Consider the following 16,706-nt stretch of genomic DNA (forward strand, 5'->3'; position numbering starts at 1 on the left):
GTGCCCTCACACCGGAGCAAAAAACGACACAGGCTAGGCGGGATTCGCAGAGATCCAGACAGTGATCGCCTCACGAATCAGCTCGGCGTTCTGCTGGCCACCGTAGGTTGCCGCAAAGCGAGCATCTGCGACGTACATCTCGGCGAGATTCGAGTAAATCTCTGCGTTCGGCAAAGAGCCACCCCACTGCTTGGCGATCCAGCGATAATGCTCGGAAACCAATGCTTGAAACTCCGCGCTTTCCGGATCAAGTCTGCGATCTGCCGCGTCACGCAGGGCCGCGTTCACATCAAGACTGTGCTCGTCTTCGGCCTTACGCTCCTCGTCGCTCATCGCAGCCCGTCGTTTTGCGCTCTGCTCCCAGGCACTATCGCCCCAACGTTCGCGAACCTCAGACTCGTACTGAGAGTTGTCAAAATTAGCAAAGATCTCTGTAATGCTCATGGTTTGGCCCTTCGTTACCGCTTCAAGCGTTTGACGCACTGCGGTGATTTGTTGATTCATCTGAGCGCTGCGTTCTTCAAGCAGCGCTAGGTGGGCGGTCATCGCTTCGGCGAGAGTTTGATCGTCATCGAGTACCGCCTGAATGCTTGCGAGCGGCAATTCAAGCGCTCGAAGCGAAAGGATTTGATACAGTCGCGCAAGCTCTGCCTCGCCATAAAAGCGGTAGCCGTTGTGCGCAACTCTGGCGGGCAGAAGTAGCCCGATGTGTTCGTAGTGCCGCAGTGCGCGGCTCGTGATGCCAGTGGCTTTTGCCACCTCTTTGATTGGCCATTCAGTCATCGCGCACCCTCGCGGGTTTCAGTGCATTGTGTGTCATAACAACCACTCTGTCGCTTGACGTTACGGCAGAGTCAAGCGTCTTGTTTTGCAGCGATCGTTTCATTTGCGTTGGATCGCCCGGCTCTCGACGGCTACGCCTGAATCGGCTTCGCCAGATCCTCGATCACTTCAACGCCCGGTAACGCGGCAAGCACCGATCCGGGCAGCGAAATCTTGGCGCCCCGAATACCCGCACCAATAATGGCCGCCGCTACCCCAATGACTCTGGAATCGACCAAAACGCGCCACTCACCAGGCAGGCCAATCGGGGTGATGCCGCCATACTCCATGCCGCTGAGCGCTGTTGCCTCGTCCATCGGCGCGAAGCTCACCTTGCGCACACCGAGCAGCTTGCGCACGGCACCGTTCACATCGGCCCGTGTCGTCGCGAGTACCACGCAGGCAGCGTATGTCACGTCATCACCGCGCCTGCCAGCAACAACAATGCAATTCGCCGAGTCTTCAAGCCTGATGCCGTAAGCCTCGCAAAACGCGGCAGTGTCTGCGAGTGAAGCATCGATTGAGGCAACACTGATCTGCGAAGCCAGCACAGGGTCAAGTTCTGCGAGCGCACTCACAACAGGGGTCGCAAGTAACTCTGGCGAATCGATTGCGTTTCGAAGGTCGAGTGACACTGTGCTGCTTTCTAGTCAGATGGGTGTTTGCGCGCCCACTTTGCCGGCAGATTTGGGCCGTCCCAGACCTGGATCACGCCCCAGAGCACTGCAGCAATCGGCACCGCGAGCACCGCGCCAAGAATGCCGGAGAGCACGGTACCGATAGTCAGCGCAAGCAGAATTACGAGCGCATGCAATTTCAGTGCTCGACCCATCAGCACCGGCTGCAAGAAGTTACCCTCAAGCTGATTCACCAGCACAACCACACCAACTACAAGCACGGCACTGAGCGGGCCGTTTGCAACCAGAGCAACCAGCGCGCCAAGAATGCCAGCGACGGTTGCACCAACGAGTGGAATAAACGAAAGCAAGAAGACCAGCACCGCTAGCGGCAGCGCAAGCGGAACCTGCAAAAACATCAGGCCGATACCGATACCGACCGCGTCTACGAGTGCAACGCTTGCGGTGCCGCGCACATACGAGCCGAGTGTGCCGACGACTTTGTCACCGATCCGCAGCGCACGCTCACGCTGTTCACCGTGGAATGGGCGAAGCAAGAAGCGCCAGATAACTGGCCCATCTTTCAGGAAGAAGAACAGCACGACGATCATCAGCACGAGGCCAGTCAAGAAGCTTGCAACCGCGCCGACACCGGCGATCGCACCAGCACCAACATTTGCAGTGCTCACCCAGTCAAGCAGCTGGTCTCGCCACTCAAGCAATTGGTTTTGGTCGATCGAGAAAGGCAGGGTGTGCGTCCACTCGATGAGCTGTTCAAAGCCGCCGTGGGCTTTTTCGCTGAGTTCATCCCACTCATCGCGCACCGCCCAGGTAACAAGCCACCCGATGCCGGTGAGCAAAAGCAGAATACCGACGAGCTCGATCGCCGCTGCAAGCGCTGCGGGCACGTTCTTCGCGCGCAGCCACTTAGTGACTGGCCAGAATGTGCTCGCGAAGATCAGCGCAAGAATGATCGGAATAAAGACCGTGCTGAGCGTGCGCAGCCCCCAGACGATCGCGGCAAGGAGTACCAACACAATGAGTGTTTGTAACGCCCGGGTCGCGAGCTTGCCAATATTGTCTTGCCACAGGCCGACGGCACTTGCTTCGTTGTGTGCTGCCCGAGCAACACCAGCGGTATTCGCATTTGCCGCATTTTCGGCAGACCGCGCGGGCGCGGCAAGCTCGTGTTGCTGAGTTACCCTGCGCCGCGCGCGCTTGCCGAACCACATGGTTAGCTCACCGCACGCGCTGCCACGAATGCGCGCAACTCTGCCGCATCGTTTGGCATCTCGGTTACAAACTGTTCAAGTTCGAGCAGACCGGCGAGATGTTCTGGCAACTCGGCGGCCTTACCAATCGCTTCAACAACGATCTCAGGGAATTTCTCGGGCTTCGCGGTCTCAAGCACATACATTTGCTCGCCATCACGAATCAGCGACGACGCGACCTTCACACCGTCTGCGGTGTGCGGGTCGATCACAATGCCGGTGCGCTCGTGCACCTCGCGGATCGTGTTTACGCGATCCGCGTGAGTGCTGGTGCCACTGACCAAACCAAACTCTGCCTCGAAACGAGGCAGCTCTGCTGAAAGATCGAGTTCACCGGACTCATCGAGCGTGCGCCAAGCCTCAGCGAGGCGATCAGCGTCGCGACCAAGCAGATCAAAAATGAACCGCTCCAGGTTCGATGCCTTCGAGATATCCATCGAAGGGCTTGAGGTGAGGTACGTGTTTGCTGCGCTGCGCGGACGGTAAATACCAGTGCGGAAGAACTCATCCAGCACATTGTTTTCGTTCGCGGCGAGCACGAGGCGATCAATCGGCAGACCCATCAGTCGGGCGTAGTGGCCCGAAAGAATATTGCCGAAGTTACCCGACGGCACAGTGAATGAAATACGGTGCTCAGCACGCCCTTCAGCATTCAACGAATCAGAAGAGCGCAACCACGCCCAGAAGTAGTACACAACCTGGGCGCTAATGCGGCCGAGGTTAATCGAGTTCACGGTACCGAGATGGTGCTCACGCTTAAATTCAAGGTCACCGGAGAGTGCCTTCAACAGATTCTGGCAGTCATCAAAGACACCATCAATTGCGATGTTGTGAATGTTGTCGTCGGTCAGCGAGTACATCTGCGCGCGCTGGAAATCGCTCATACGACCCTGTGGCGAGAGCATGAAAACTGAAATGCCTTCTTTGCCGCGCAACGCGTACTCCGCGGCCGAACCGGTGTCTCCCGAGGTAGCGCCAACAATGTTGAGCACCGAGCCCTGCTTGCGTAGTGCGTACTCCATCGACTGGCCAAGGTACTGCATCGCCATATCTTTGAAAGCGAGTGTCGGTCCCTCGCTCAACCCGACGAGTGAGATGTTGTCTACCAGCGCGGTGACCGGAACAATCTCTTCGGCCACAAAATTTGCTGAACTGTAGGCAGCATTGCACATACGCTCAAGGTCGGCACCAGGAATATCGGTAGCGAAAAGACTGAGGACCTCGACTGCGAGCTCCGGGTAGGAAAGCGCCCGCCATTTTTCGATCTGCTCGAGCGAAACCGCTGGCATTGCTTCCGGCACGGCAAGGCCGCCGTCGGGCGCGAGTCCCTCAAGCAAAGCTTCGCTATACGAGATTGGCTCCATGCCGCCACGGGTCGAGATGTACTTCAACGGGTGCTCCTTGTTTGATACCACTACGACTCTATCGACTTCGGTATGCCGTTGGAGCCGTGTTGCTGGGTCAAAGATCAGCAATCACCAACTTCTTCATTTGCAGCATTCGTTCAAAGGCACCGGGATGCTCCATCAATTCGCCCATGTTCTCAGGCACAATTTGCCAGCTCACCCCAAACTCATCGGCAAGCCAGCCGCATTGCTCGGCCTCCGGCACAGCACTCAGCCCCTCCCAAAGATGATCTATTTCGGGCTGACCGTTGCACTGCACTTCAAGAGACACACCGCAGCTAAAACCATGGTCAACGCCAGAGCCATTGTCATTGCAGACAAACCACTGCTCGCCAAGCCGAAACTCACCAAAGGCGAGCGCCTCAGCGCTGGCCTTGCCGCTTGGCTGACCGTATGGAAAACGGTTGCCGACCGCAGTGCCGCCGGTCTCGGCGAACATCGGCGCAAAGAGCTCAACGTAGCGGTCTGCGGCCTCGGCAGCACGGTTCTGAGCGATACCATCGCACATCAGCGAAGGCATGATGAACGGCCGCGGATCCCCCGCCGGGTCGGTCAAAATGAGCTGCCAACTGACACCGAAGCGGTCCTCGACCCAGCCATAGTGAGCGCTAAATGGATACTCACCGAGCGGCATCAGCGCGCGACCACCGTCAAGCAACTTCTCCCAGAGTCGATTCAGGCTGGTTTTTGCTTGCTCGGCATCATTATCGAAAAGCAGCGGATCAAAATTCAGCATGAACGAAATCGATGGGTTAGGTGAGAACTCGTTGCCGGCATTAATCAGAGTGAAGCGATACCCGCTAATGAGTAGACCAACGGTGAGTGCTTTCCCAGCGAGCGGCTGCTGAAAGTCGAGCAGACCCGTCTCTGGATATCTCGACTCGACCTCAAAACTGCTGTTTTCAAAAGCTGCGGCGTAGAACGCGCCAGCTTCTTCTGCGGTGCCCTGGCACCAAATATTGGGAACAATTCTCTGCTGAGACATCACCGGCTCCTCTGCGTTGCAGTGCTGATCTCAGAATAAATCCAGCATTCGAACGAATCAAGGTGTTGCGGCTGAACATTCGCTGGCCGCTGCGAGTGTTCACCGTGGTCAAAATAGACGCGCAAATGGCAAGAGGGCACCTGCGAATTCGCAGGCACCCTCTTGTCTGAACTACAGGCTCAACACACTAGTCACGCAGTTTTGCACCGAAAGCAATCTCTGCGGCGCGCACGCCGGCCAGCTTCGCCTCGCTGGCCTCTTCGGCCTTGAGCGTGCGATCCTCGGCCCTGAAACGAAGTGCGAAGGTCAGCGCACGCTGACCCTCTGGCACTCCCGTGCCGCGGTAGTCGTCGACCATCGCAGCGTGCTCAAGAAGATCACCCGCACCAGCAACCACGGCCGCGCGCACTGCTTCGGCTGGGATAGCAAGGTCAACCAACAGGGTGAGATCCTGGGTTGCAGCAGGATAAGTCGAGAGGTTTGAAGTCTGAGGCGCTTCAGGTGCGAGCTCGATCAGGCGGCCCAGATCAATCTCAAATGCCGAGACACGACCGTGCAGGTGTGAGTTCTGCACCAGCTCAGGCAGCAACTCACCAGCAACACCAACAAGTTCAAGCTCACCCTCAACACTCACGAGAAGCTCAGCCGTGCGACCAGGGTGGAACGCGCGATGCGTGCCCTGACGCACCACGAGCTCTGCAAAGACAGCACCAGCTGCGGTCTTCGCTGCTTCAAGCGCATCAGCCCAGTCGTACTCACGAGCAGACTCCCCTGGCTGCTTCGCAACAGCATCACCGAGCAACAGACCCGCAAGTCGCAGAGGCTGCGCAGGAATCGATGCGTTCAGCTCAGCAAGCTTCTCAGCACTTGGGCGCTCAGCCAGTGGCGGCACCGAATCAGTACCCAGCTGCTCTCCCTCGGGCTGAGGCACAAACACTGAGCCGAGCTCAACCAGAGCCAAGTCAGTGAGACCGCGCGAAGCATTGCGCTGAGCGGTACCGATGAGACCGGCAATCAGCGAACGACGCAAGAACGGTGTTTCACCGTCGAGAGGGTTCGCCAGGCGCACAGCACGCACCTCTTCGCCCGCTTCATCAGCTGCACCAACACCGCACGCGTCGAGTTGCGCGCGTGAAACGAATGGGTAGTTCTGCACCTCGTCAAAGCCGAAGGCTGTGATGAGGTCAGCGGCGCGACGACGCAAACGCTGAGCGCGAGTACGCCCACGACCAGCAGGAGCTACAGGCAACACCGAAGGGATTCGGTCATAGCCGACAATACGCGCGACTTCCTCAACCAGGTCAGCCGGGCGAAGCAGATCGCTGCGCCAGCTCGGCGGAGTGACGTTAAGCGTCGTCTTGCCCGCGGCATCGGTCGAAGATTCGACCGTGCAACCAATCAATTCGATTGCGCCCTGAGCCTCAGCATCACTGTAATCGGTGCCAAGCAGACCGTTCACGCGGGCCAGTGGCAGCGTGATCGAAACTGGCTCAAACGGCGCAACAATGTTTGCGCCGAGAGTGTCAATCGTGCCACCACCGAGCTCAACCAGCAGATCTGCCATTCGCTGTGCAGCAGCCGAAGCAACAAGCGGATCGACGCCACGCTCGTAACGCTTTGATGCTTCACTTGGCAGCTTGTGTCGGCGCAGCGTGCGCGCAATCGAGATCGGGTCGAAACTTGCAGCTTCAATCAGCACGTCGGTGGTGCTGTCGTCAGTCTTCGTCGATTCGCCACCCATCACACCGGCCAGACCAATTGGTCCAGATTCATCGGTGATCAGCAGGTCTTCGACATGCAGCTTGCGCTCATTGCCGTCAAGAGTCACGAGAGTTTCGCCAGGCTGCGCACGGCGAACGGTGATGCCGCCCCGCAACTTATTCATGTCATAGGCGTGCAATGGCTGGCCAAACTCAAGCATGACGTAATTCGAAATGTCTACTTCGAGGCCGAGTGAGCGAATACCGGCAAGGGTGAGGCGTGCAACCATCCACGGTGGGGTTGGCCGGCTGGGGTCAACCCCACGCACTACCCGAGCGATGAAGCCCGTGCAGCCCTTGCGCCCACGAATCGGCGCCTGGTCGTCAAGCACAACCTCAAAGCCAGATCCTGTGCCAATCTCAAGCGCGAACGCTGGATCAACAAACTCTGCGCCGGTTGAGTGCGAGTACTCCCGGGCCACACCGCGCATTGAGAACGCATACCCACGGTCTGGGGTCACGTTAATTTCTACCGCGCTGTCATGCATGCCGAGCAGTTCGAGTGCGTCTTCACCAACCTCTGGATCGAGCCCAAGACGCGAGAGCACAATAATGCCGTCGTGATCCTCGCCCAATGCAAGCTCGCGAGCCGAAGCGATCATGCCGTCGCTTACGTGACCGTAGGTCTTTCGTGCAGCGATCTTGAAGTCACCAGGCAGCACGGCACCCGGCAGTGTCACTACGACCTTGTCGCCAACACTGAAGTTGTGCGCGCCACAAACAATGCCGCGAACGTCTTCGCCGCCATCGGCTGCCTTTTCACCGGGCGCGGCAACGCGCACCTGGCACCAGTTAATGGTCTTGCCGTTTGACTGCTCTTCTGGTTCAAGCGAAAGCACCTCGCCGACCACAATTGGGCCGGTCGACTCGAAACGATCGATTGACTCTTCTTCAAAGCCAACGCGCACCAAATCGGCGTGCACCTGCTCTGGCGTAATGTCGGCTGGCAGCGATACATGCTGGCCCAGCCAGCTGAGTGGGATACGCATTAGACGAGCCCTCCGAACTGCTTGTTGAAACGAACATCGCCCTCGACCATGTCACGCATGTCGTTCAGGTCGTGGCGGAATTGCAAGGTGCGCTCAATGCCCATACCGAATGCAAAACCCTGATATTCATCGGGGTCAATGCCTGCCGCGAGCAGCACATTTGGGTCGACCATGCCGCAGCCGCCCCACTCGACCCAGCGAGCTCCACCCTTGGCGTGTGGCTGCCACACATCCATTTCGGCGCTTGGTTCGGTGAATGGGAAGAAGTTGGGGCGCAGGCGAATCTTCGCCTCTTCGCCAAACATCTGGCGGGCAAAGTGCTCAAGCGTGCCGCGCAGGTGTGCCATGGTGAGGCCGCGATCAATTGCGAGTCCCTCGACCTGACTGAACACAGGGGTGTGCGTCGCATCGAGCTCGTCGGTGCGGAAGGTGCGCCCAGGGCACACCACGTAAACGGGCAGGTCGCGGTCGAGTAGTGAACGCACCTGCACCGGTGAGGTATGTGTGCGCATCAGCAGGTGACGCTCTGGCGGGTCGACAAAGAAGGTGTCCTGCATGGCACGCGCCGGATGATCCGGGTCGAAACCAAGCGCGTCAAAGTTGAACCACTCGTGCTCGAGCTCGGGGCCGTCTGCAATTTCCCAGCCCATACCGATGAACACGTCACCGATCTCGTCTTGCAGCTGGGTCAGCGGGTGGCGGCTGCCTGGAATACGGCGAATGGGTGCCTCGGTGACATCGACGGTCTCTTCGAGCAGACGCGCGGCGGCTTCGGCTTCGGCAAGTTCAGCTTCGCGCTGCTTGTAGGAGCCTTCGATCCGGCCACGTGCCTGGCCCATAAACTTGCCGGTTTCGGCTTTCTGTTCCTTTGGCACCTGACGCATAAGTGCGTTCAGGCGGGCAAACGCGCTGCCCTCGCCAGAGTGTTCACCGCGAGCCAGCTTCAGCTCGGCAACGGTGGTCGCTGCGGCAAAGGCGGCAAGTGCTGCTGCTACCGCAACATCGGCTGCTTCCTGCGTGATCGGGTTCGGCTCGCCCGAAGAATTCGTTTCATTCATTGACACGAGGATCAATCCTACCGTGCCCTGCTTAACGCGCGGGGTTGCCACCCCCGCCACCCCAACCCCGCCGCCGCTCCAACCCCGCCGCTCCCGCCGCCCCGCTCCAACCGCCGCCCCAACCCGCCGCCGCTCTACAGCGAGTGGATACGTTGTTGCCGAGTGGATACGTTGTCGGCTGTCCCCACGTATCCACTCGGCAACAACGTATCCACTCGGCGCAAGAAGGCAGGGCATCCTGTCAGATTGCCGCGCCCGAGACGCGTAGGATGGGGGCGTGAGCGAACAGCGTGCTATGAGCCGTGCGGTACGAACCGCACGCGGCGCATTTGGCGCGCTTGCCGCGACACTGCTCGCTGCGGTATCCCACGCACTAGCAGGTGGCCTCACGACGGCATTCGCCGTAGTTGCCACCGCTCTCTTTGCCTTGCCGCTCTGCGTCTTGCTCGCTGGCAAGATTGGTTCACTCTGGCGACTCGCCATTGCCGTCTCGGTGGCACAGTTTGTGTATCACTGGTCGTTCGCCGGAATCGGCGCATCGCAGCTCGGCGCAGGCGCCGATGGATCCAGCGCAGAAGCCATTTCACCTCACGCCGCACACCTTGGCCTGCTCGCCTCGAGCCCCTTCGTGCCGACCGCGTCTACCGCCGCCATCACCGCAAACGCCGAAACCCTGATGTGGGCCGCACACGCACTTGCTGCCGCGTTGACAGTTGCGCTGATGCACAGCGGCGAACGCGCTTTCTTGCACGTGGTGCGGCTGCTGCGCAGCGCAGTGCCAGTGCGCGTGCCAAGCGCGATTCGTTTGCCTGCGCGCCCAGCGATCCTCGAAGTTTTTTACGCTGCACCATCTCGTGTTGCGCCCGTTTTTCTTTCTGCGATAAGCCACCGCGGGCCACCTCTGCTGCCCGCGACCGCAAATTCACACTAGCTGTCGGGCCTTTTCTCTCGACGGCACCAACCGTCTTTTCGGCTACCCCGAAATGAGAGAAAGAACACACATGAAAGAGCAGACTCGCGCACCACACGGTGCGGTTCGTCGAATCGCGTCACTCGGTGCCGCAGTTCTCGCAGCAATCGGGCTCACCCTTGGCGTAGCCGCTCCGGCCCTCGCCCACGATGAGCTCACCGGCCGCACCTTCACCAGCAACACCGATGGCCAAAGCGACGGTGTTGTGCTGAGCTTCAGCAACGAGATCATGGCCGTTGGCACTGAGATCGTGGTTGCTGATTCTGCTGGCACAAGCATTGTTGATGGTGCGCCCGAGATTGTTGGTCGTGATGTGACTCAGGCCATTGTCACCCCGCTCAACACCGGTGAAAACTACCGCGTGATCTGGCGCGTTGTATCGAGTGATGGTCACCCAATTCAGGGTGAGTACTACTTCGAGGTCGACGCAAACGGTGTCGCCGCAGTATCGGCGACTACAGAACCAGACCCACGTACTGAGGGTGAAGAAGACGCTCAAGAGCAAGTTGAAGATGAGGTCGCAACCACAGATTCGGCATCTGCCGAACAATCATCTTTCCCTGTTGGTGGCTGGATCGCCATCGGCGCAGTCGTTGTGCTTGGCGCAGCAGCCGCAGTGCTGTTTGCCGCCAAGAAGCGCAAGACCGCCGAGTCTCCAGCGAAAACCAACGATGTCGAGGAGACAAACTAAAAATGCGTAAATTCAACACTGTTCTGGCCGCTGCATTCATCGTTGCACCGCTCACTCTGCTCACCGCCTGCGCCCCAGCAAGCACTCCAGTTGAGAACACCAAGACCGAGCAGAGCACCGAGCAGACCTCGAACGAGCACCTTGTGATGCTGAACGAAGGTTGGGCCAAGGCTGGCGAGACCGGCGGCATGACCGGCGTTTTCGGCACGCTAGAAAACATGGGCGACACCGATCTGACCATCACCGGTGTCAAGAGTGACGACGCTGGCATGATTGAGCTGCACGAAGTGACTGCTGATGGCGTCATGCAGGAGATCCAAGAAGATGTGGTGATTCCTGCGAAGGGCAGCTTCGAGCTGGCTCCCGGAGCTAACCACATCATGCTGATGGATCTCAAGAAGGATCTGCTCGCCGGTTCAGAGGTCGCGTTTACTCTCGAGCTGAAGGGTACCGACGGCAAGACCGTATCAATTCCGTTCACCGTGCTCGTTAAGGATTACGCGGGTGCGAACGAGAACTACGGTGGCGACGAGTCACATGCAGGACACTAATTCTGTCGATTCCGACATCGACCCCGCTGAAGTAGGCGACACCAAGAGTGCTCGCCGCTTCGACCGCCGCGCCCTGTTCACGGGCGGGGCGGTCGGGGTCGGCCTCGGCGGTGTGCTCGGCGCCTTTGGCGCCGGCCCTCTGTTCGGCGGCAGCTCTGGCAGCTCGGGCAACGGCATTTTCGCTGGATCCGGAGTCTCTGTCGACGACGCCGTACCGTTTGGCGAAGAGCTGCTGTCGTGCCACGGCGTTCACCAGGCAGGCGTGGTCACTCCCCCAACCTCGAATATTCGTTACGCGGCATATCAGCTTCGACCAGAGGTTGATGCTGCCGCTCTGCAGCGAATGTTCCGTGTGCTCACGGATGACATTGAGGGCTTAACCTCTGGGGACAGCCCACTGGCTGACCCAGAGCCAGAGCTCGCAGCACGCCCGGCGAGGCTTACCATCACGCTCGCGGTGGGGCCGGGTCTGGTTGACCGTGTTGATCCAGCGAAACGACCTGAGTGGTTGGCAGCTCTACCGGCCTTCGATCGTGATCAGTTGAGCGGCAAGTTCGACGGTGGCGATCTGCTGGTGATCGTGCAGGCCGATGACACGCTACCGATGGCGCACGCACAGCGCATGCTGCACCGCGACATCAACGGCTTTGCCGAGCAGATCTGGGTGCAACAGGGTTTCCGACAGGCCAGAGGCTCTGACGAAAGCGGCGCAACCATGCGCAATCTCATGGGCCAGGTTGACGGCACCGTGAACCCCTCACCAGAAGATGAGGATTTTGCGTCGCTCGTTTGGTTTGGTGCGGGGGCAGGCTGGCTCAAGGGCGGTAGCGCGCTTGTGCTTCGCAGGATCCGGATGGAGCTCGACACCTGGGATCAGGTAGACCGGCCCGGCCGCGAGGCCAGCATGGGCCGACGACTCGTTGATGGTTCACCGCTCAGCGTGCCTGAGGGCGAAGGCGATGAGTTCACCCCGGCCGATTTCGAGGCAAAGGATTCGCTCGGTTTCTCGGCGATTCCGGTCGCCTCGCATATTCGCCGAGCGCACTCAACCGATTCGGGTGAGCGTATTTTCAGGCGGGCAGCGAACTACGATGATGGCCAGGAAGCCGGCCTGTTGTTTGCTTGCTACCAGCAGGATCCACTGAGCCAGTTCGTGCCGATTCAACAGCGGCTCGATGAGGCGGACGTGCTCAACGAGTGGATCACCCACGTCGGCTCTGGCGTGTACGCCGTGCTGCCAGGCTTCAGGTCTGGCGAGATGCTCGGTAGCACTCTATTTGCCTAACCTTGCGCGATTGAGTGCAGACGTGTGCGGGGTGAGTGGCGACTTGTCACACACCCCGCACACGTTTTATGCCCTCGGATGCGCCTGACGATAGGTTTGCGCGAGCCGCTCACCTGAAACATGCGTATAGATCTGGGTGCTGCCAAGGCTTGCATGGCCGAGCATTTCTTGCACCACGCGCAGATCAGCTCCGCCGTTTAGCAGATGCGTCGCCGCGCTGTGACGCAGCGTGTGTGGCCCTCGTGGGCCGCCACCGGGCTCTTGTTCAAGCTCACGCGAAACCAGGCGATAGACGCTGCTCGGGGTCAGCCCGGCGCCATGACTGTTCAGAAACAAAGTGCCCGGATCCGCGCTGTCCGCCTGCTCTCGAAGCGCCGGGCGCGCGCTCCGCAAGTAGGCTTCGATAGCTCGTGCGGCCGGACCCCCGAGCGGCACTACCCGTTGTTTATTTCCCTTGCCAGTTACTCGCACAGTGCGTTCAGCAAGGCTCAACCCGGCAAGCGGCAGGGTGCACAACTCTGAGACCCGTAGGGCGGTTGCGTAGAGCAGTTCGAGCATTGCGAGGTCTCGCACAGCTACCGGGTCACCGCCATCTGCTCGGTGTGCTGCACGTTCAAGAATGCGATCAAGCTGCTGCTCACTCAACACTCTCGGCAGTGTTTTTGCCGACTTCGGCGCCTGCAGCCGCGAAGCTGGGCTGCCGGGCAACACACGACGCTCTTCGAGCCAGGTGCCAAAAGATTTCACGGTCGCAACACGACGAGCCAGGGTTTTGGCGGCGAACCCGCGCTGCTGTTGATCCCAAAGCCAAGAGCGCAGCAGTTCAAGATCGATTACAGATACATCAACCTGCGCTGAGTCGCTGTCTGGTTGATCCGCTTCGACAAAACCGACAAGGGCGGCAAGATCGGTGCGATAGGCCTTGATCGTATGTGGCGAATAGCCGTACTCGAATTCAACGGTTCGCAAGAACCCATCGATTGCCTCGCCTATTCGCATGGCACCATTCTGCCCCACGCTCACCTATGCCGACACCCGTATACGAAGTGTTGCTATGCTGAGGTTTCCAGTACAAATCCGCTGGGGGTGCCCGATTGGGCTGAGATTCACCGATCAAGGTGGAGTACCCCAGGAACCTGATCTCGTTAGCGCGAGCGGAGGGAAGCGGTCACTATGTTGATCCATGTCCATGTTGCCCCGAAACCGATGGGTGACGAAAACGGTCAATACACCTGCGTCGAAGGCGCAATTCGTGTGATTGAGCAAAGCGGCCTCGAATATGAGGTTGGCGCACTCGGCACCACCATTCAGGGCCCGGCCGATCGAATCTGGCCGCTCATGCGCGAACTGCACGATGCTTGCTTCACTGCCGGTGCCGATTCGGTGATGACTCACTTCAGAATTCTTGAGTCAAAAGACGATGTCATCGAGTCTTCCATGTCAGATTTGACTGCGCTCATCACGCACTAGATCACCGTGCGTCTGCTGACACGGCAGATTCTTCCGGTGCTGCTCACCATTGTTGGTGCGGTGGTGCTTTGGGGTCTGCTGGTGCAAGTTACTGATACACCCGATTACCTGATCCCCTCACCGATTGCGGTGTGGGAAGCGAGTTGGGCAAACCGCGCGCTACTCACCGAGCATCTGCTCGCCACGCTACAGATTGCTCTCATTGGTTTCTGTTGCGGGGCGGTGTGCGGCGTCGCAATCGCGATCGTGCTTGGTCTGTCTGGCACCCTACGCCGGGCGACCGAGCCGATCTTGATTGCGAGCCAGGCGATACCTCCGGTGGTGCTCGCACCGATTCTGATCTCAGTGATGGGCTTTGGCGCGCTGCCAAAGATCTTGGTCGTCACTCTCGGCGCGTTCTTTCCAATCGTGGTGAGCGCAAGCGCTGCGATGCGCGACGCCGATCAGAACCTGATTGATCTGCTCGCGGCAATGGGGGCCTCTCGCCTCACCGTGCTGCGCCGGGTGCGTCTGCCTGGCGCTGTGCCAGGCATTGTGGCAGGTGCCAAGGTCGCTGCGAGCTATGTCATGTTCAGCGCGATTGTTGCCGAGTGGATGGGTTCGTCTGTCGGCCTCGGCGTGTATTTGCAACGGTCGCAGGCGAGCTATCGCATGGACCAGTTATTTGGCGCGGTGATTCTGATCGCCGCCCTCGGCGTGCTGCTGTTTTGGCTCGCCTCGTTTCTTGGGGATCTCGTGCTCGCGCGATCCCGCGTTTCTCTCTATCGAAAGGTCACCGCATCGTGACACAGCAAAGTTTTTCCGCACGCGCAACCAAGCTGGGCACAGTCGCCCTAGCCGCTACCCTGCTATTTACTGCTTGCTCTGGTGGCAGTAACAGCGCAAATGACGGCAGCGGATCCGCTGACTCAGACGTTCAGCCCGTCACGCTGATGCTCAACTGGACTCCAAATGCGCACCATGCCGGTATTTATTACGCACAAGAGCACGGCTTCTACGAAGAGGTGGGGCTTGACCTCACAATCATGGAACCGAGCGCCGAGGTCGGGTCACAGGCCGCCGTGGCACAGGGCAAAGTCGAGTTCGGTATTTCGCAGGCAGAATCGGTGCTGCCGGGTCGTGCCGCTGGCATGAGTGTTGAAGCCATCGCAACACTTTTGCCGGTAAACGACTCCGTGCTGATGGGCCTCAAAGGCTCGGGGTTCAGCAACAATCCGGGCTCGCTTGCTGGGCTTAGTTACGGCGGTTACGGCGGAGCACTCGAAACTGAAATCATGTCTCAGCTCACAAGCTGTGGCGGTGGCGATCCAGCGAGTGTTGAGTTCATCGAAATCGGCAACGTCGACTATCTCGCGGGTCTCGCACAAGATCGTTTTGATGTGACTTGGGTGTTCGGCGGCTGGGACGCACTGCGCGCGCAAGCAGAGCGCGACGATGTGGTGTTGCTGCCGATGGCCGAATACCAAGATTGCATTCCCAATTGGTACACCCCGGTGATCATTGGAAACGCTACAGAAATGGCTAAGCAGCCAGAACTCGCCAAAGCATTCCTTGAAGCAACCAGTCGCGGCTACGAGGCAGTTGCCGCGGATCCTGCCGCTGGCGCAGCGGCAATGCTCTCGGCTGTGCCAGAGCTAGACAGCACTCTGGTCACCGATGCGGTCGCCTACTACGCGCCGCGCTACACCGAACAGGGTCAGTTCGGCACAATGGAGGCTGAAGTTTGGCAGCGATTCACTGAGTTCCTGGTGCGCTCTGGCATGCTCGAGAATGAGTCAGCGCTCGACGGTGCCTGGACCAACGAATACCTACCGGCAGAGTAACAATGTCGCCGCAGGCTTCGAGCAGCATGAGGAGCGTTGGATCCCCCGAGCTCACGGTACGCCACTGTTCGCACGAGTTCGAGGCGCCATCTGGCGGGGTGTTTTCTGCTCGTCGTCGCCAGCCGGTGCTGAGCGATGTGTCGTTCACCGTGCCGGCGGGCACGCTCACCGCGCTGCTCGGGCCGAGCGGCTGCGGTAAATCAACGCTGCTGCGGGCACTCGCCGGTCTGCTTGTTCCTTCGCGGGGCGAAGCCCAAGTTGCAGACCGGGAACTAATCGGAAATCCCGGTGGAGTCGCTTATCACCCGCAGCAAGACTCGCTGTTACCGTGGCTGCGGGTGATCGACAATGCGATGCTCGGAGCCGAGGTGAGCAGCGTGCGCGGTACGTCGAGCGAGACAAAATCAGCGGTGCGCGACCGCGCAATGGGCTTGCTTGATCGTTTTGGGCTTGGCGGTTTGCATCATGCTTGGCCTGACGAGCTCTCCGGTGGAATGCGGCAGAGAGTTGCGCTCTTGCGAACATTCTTGATGCCTCAACCTGCGCTCGCGCTCGATGAGCCGTTCGGCGCCCTCGACGCCATCACTCGCAGAAAACTGCAGCACTGGCTTCTCGAAATCATTGCGAACGAGCAACGGCCAACGCTCCTTGTGACACACGATATTGATGAGGCACTGCTGCTGGCAGATCAGATTCTTGTGTTTAGTGGGCGACCCGGCAGCATTATTCATGTCGAGGATCGCCCTGCTGCTGAACTTCGAAAGCTTGAGCGAGTCAGCGGCGCTGATCGTGCTGCCAGCATGCGCCTGCTCGCCGCACTTGGCGTCTCACACTGATCGGGGTAGCTACGGTGGAACGATCGCCGCTGGCGCGCTCTTTTCTGGCGCGCTCTTCGATAGTGCACGCATCGCTGGCGCACGCATCGCTGGTACATTCTTCGCTGGTGTGACACCTTCGAACACGCCCGTGATAAAACCAGGTGAGGCATCCTTATCTTCCGGGCCTGAC

At 59.3% G+C, this 16,706-nt stretch carries 16 protein-coding genes and 1 riboswitch; of the genes, 8 read left to right on the top strand and 8 right to left on the bottom strand.

The features are described from left to right. Positions 1–33: 33 nt before the first annotated feature. The 7 genes from QBL02_RS05815 to pheS form a co-directional block, all read right to left on the bottom strand. Complete coding sequence (locus tag QBL02_RS05815; protein ID WP_282725450.1) at positions 34–783, bottom strand: MerR family transcriptional regulator; 750 nt, start codon at positions 781–783, stop codon at positions 34–36. A gap of 131 nt (positions 784–914) precedes the next feature. After that, positions 915–1,457: a YbaK/EbsC family protein gene (locus QBL02_RS05820; RefSeq protein WP_282725451.1), complete on the bottom strand. Its 543-nt coding sequence runs from the start codon at positions 1,455–1,457 to the stop codon at positions 915–917. Between the two features lie 11 nt (positions 1,458–1,468). Then, complete coding sequence (locus QBL02_RS05825; protein ID WP_282725452.1) at positions 1,469–2,671, bottom strand: AI-2E family transporter; 1,203 nt, start codon at positions 2,669–2,671, stop codon at positions 1,469–1,471. A 2-nt stretch (positions 2,672–2,673) separates the two neighbouring features. Next, positions 2,674–4,101: a threonine synthase gene (gene thrC / locus QBL02_RS05830; RefSeq protein ID WP_282725738.1), complete on the bottom strand. Its 1,428-nt coding sequence runs from the start codon at positions 4,099–4,101 to the stop codon at positions 2,674–2,676. Positions 4,102–4,171: 70 nt separating this feature from the next. After that, positions 4,172–5,101 carry a VOC family protein gene (locus QBL02_RS05835; protein ID WP_282725453.1) on the bottom strand — a complete coding sequence of 310 codons (930 nt, stop codon included), beginning with the start codon at positions 5,099–5,101 and terminating at the stop codon, positions 4,172–4,174. Between the two features lie 187 nt (positions 5,102–5,288). Continuing rightward, complete coding sequence (pheT, locus tag QBL02_RS05840) at positions 5,289–7,850, bottom strand: phenylalanine--tRNA ligase subunit beta (RefSeq protein ID WP_282725454.1); 2,562 nt, start codon at positions 7,848–7,850, stop codon at positions 5,289–5,291. Then, a complete protein-coding gene (gene pheS, locus QBL02_RS05845) occupies positions 7,850–8,908 on the bottom strand; it encodes a phenylalanine--tRNA ligase subunit alpha (protein WP_282725739.1) in 1,059 nt (352 codons plus the stop codon). The genes pheT and pheS overlap by 1 nt, the downstream gene beginning before the upstream one ends. A 277-nt stretch (positions 8,909–9,185) precedes the next feature. On the opposite strand from pheS, the gene QBL02_RS05850 reads away from it, so the two are divergent. From QBL02_RS05850 to QBL02_RS05865, 4 genes are all read left to right on the top strand, one after another. After that, the gene (locus tag QBL02_RS05850; RefSeq protein WP_282725455.1) at positions 9,186–9,839 is read left to right on the top strand and encodes a hypothetical protein; all 654 of its coding nucleotides are present in this window, start codon (positions 9,186–9,188) and stop codon (positions 9,837–9,839) included. Between the two features lie 70 nt (positions 9,840–9,909). Next, positions 9,910–10,569 (top strand): copper resistance protein CopC, encoded by a 660-nt coding sequence (locus QBL02_RS05855; RefSeq protein ID WP_282725456.1) that lies wholly within the window; start codon positions 9,910–9,912, stop codon positions 10,567–10,569. A gap of 2 nt (positions 10,570–10,571) precedes the next feature. Continuing rightward, a complete protein-coding gene (locus QBL02_RS05860) occupies positions 10,572–11,120 on the top strand; it encodes a copper chaperone PCu(A)C (RefSeq protein ID WP_282725457.1) in 549 nt (182 codons plus the stop codon). Next, positions 11,107–12,405, top strand: coding sequence for a Dyp-type peroxidase (locus tag QBL02_RS05865; RefSeq protein ID WP_282725458.1), 1,299 nt, complete (start codon positions 11,107–11,109; stop codon positions 12,403–12,405). Before QBL02_RS05860 ends, QBL02_RS05865 begins: the two co-directional genes overlap by 14 nt. Positions 12,406–12,471: 66 nt before the next feature. Here QBL02_RS05865 and QBL02_RS05870 read toward each other — a convergent pair whose 3' ends face one another. After that, entirely contained in the window at positions 12,472–13,404 is a 933-nt protein-coding gene (locus tag QBL02_RS05870) for a tyrosine recombinase (protein WP_282725459.1), read from the bottom strand. 73 nt (positions 13,405–13,477) lie between these two features. Further along, positions 13,478–13,585, top strand: a riboswitch (TPP riboswitch). Here QBL02_RS05870 and QBL02_RS05875 point away from each other — a divergent pair. The 4 genes from QBL02_RS05875 to QBL02_RS05890 all read left to right on the top strand — a co-directional run bounded on the left by QBL02_RS05875 (position 13,579) and on the right by QBL02_RS05890 (position 16,534). Next, positions 13,579–13,875 carry a thiamine-binding protein gene (locus QBL02_RS05875; protein ID WP_282725460.1) on the top strand — a complete coding sequence of 99 codons (297 nt, stop codon included), beginning with the start codon at positions 13,579–13,581 and terminating at the stop codon, positions 13,873–13,875. (Overlaps the previous riboswitch by 7 nt.) A gap of 6 nt (positions 13,876–13,881) precedes the next feature. Further along, a complete protein-coding gene (locus tag QBL02_RS05880; RefSeq protein WP_282725461.1) occupies positions 13,882–14,661 on the top strand; it encodes an ABC transporter permease in 780 nt (259 codons plus the stop codon). Further along, a complete protein-coding gene (locus QBL02_RS05885; RefSeq protein WP_282725462.1) occupies positions 14,658–15,698 on the top strand; it encodes an ABC transporter substrate-binding protein in 1,041 nt (346 codons plus the stop codon). The genes QBL02_RS05880 and QBL02_RS05885 overlap by 4 nt, the downstream gene beginning before the upstream one ends. A 26-nt stretch (positions 15,699–15,724) precedes the next feature. Continuing rightward, on the top strand, positions 15,725–16,534 hold the full coding sequence (locus QBL02_RS05890) for an ATP-binding cassette domain-containing protein (protein WP_282725463.1): 810 nt from the start codon (positions 15,725–15,727) through the stop codon (positions 16,532–16,534). The last annotated feature ends 172 nt before the right edge of the window (positions 16,535–16,706 follow it).

The organism is Leucobacter sp. UT-8R-CII-1-4 (assembly GCF_030010235.1).
Lineage (GTDB): Bacteria > Actinomycetota > Actinomycetes > Actinomycetales > Microbacteriaceae > Leucobacter.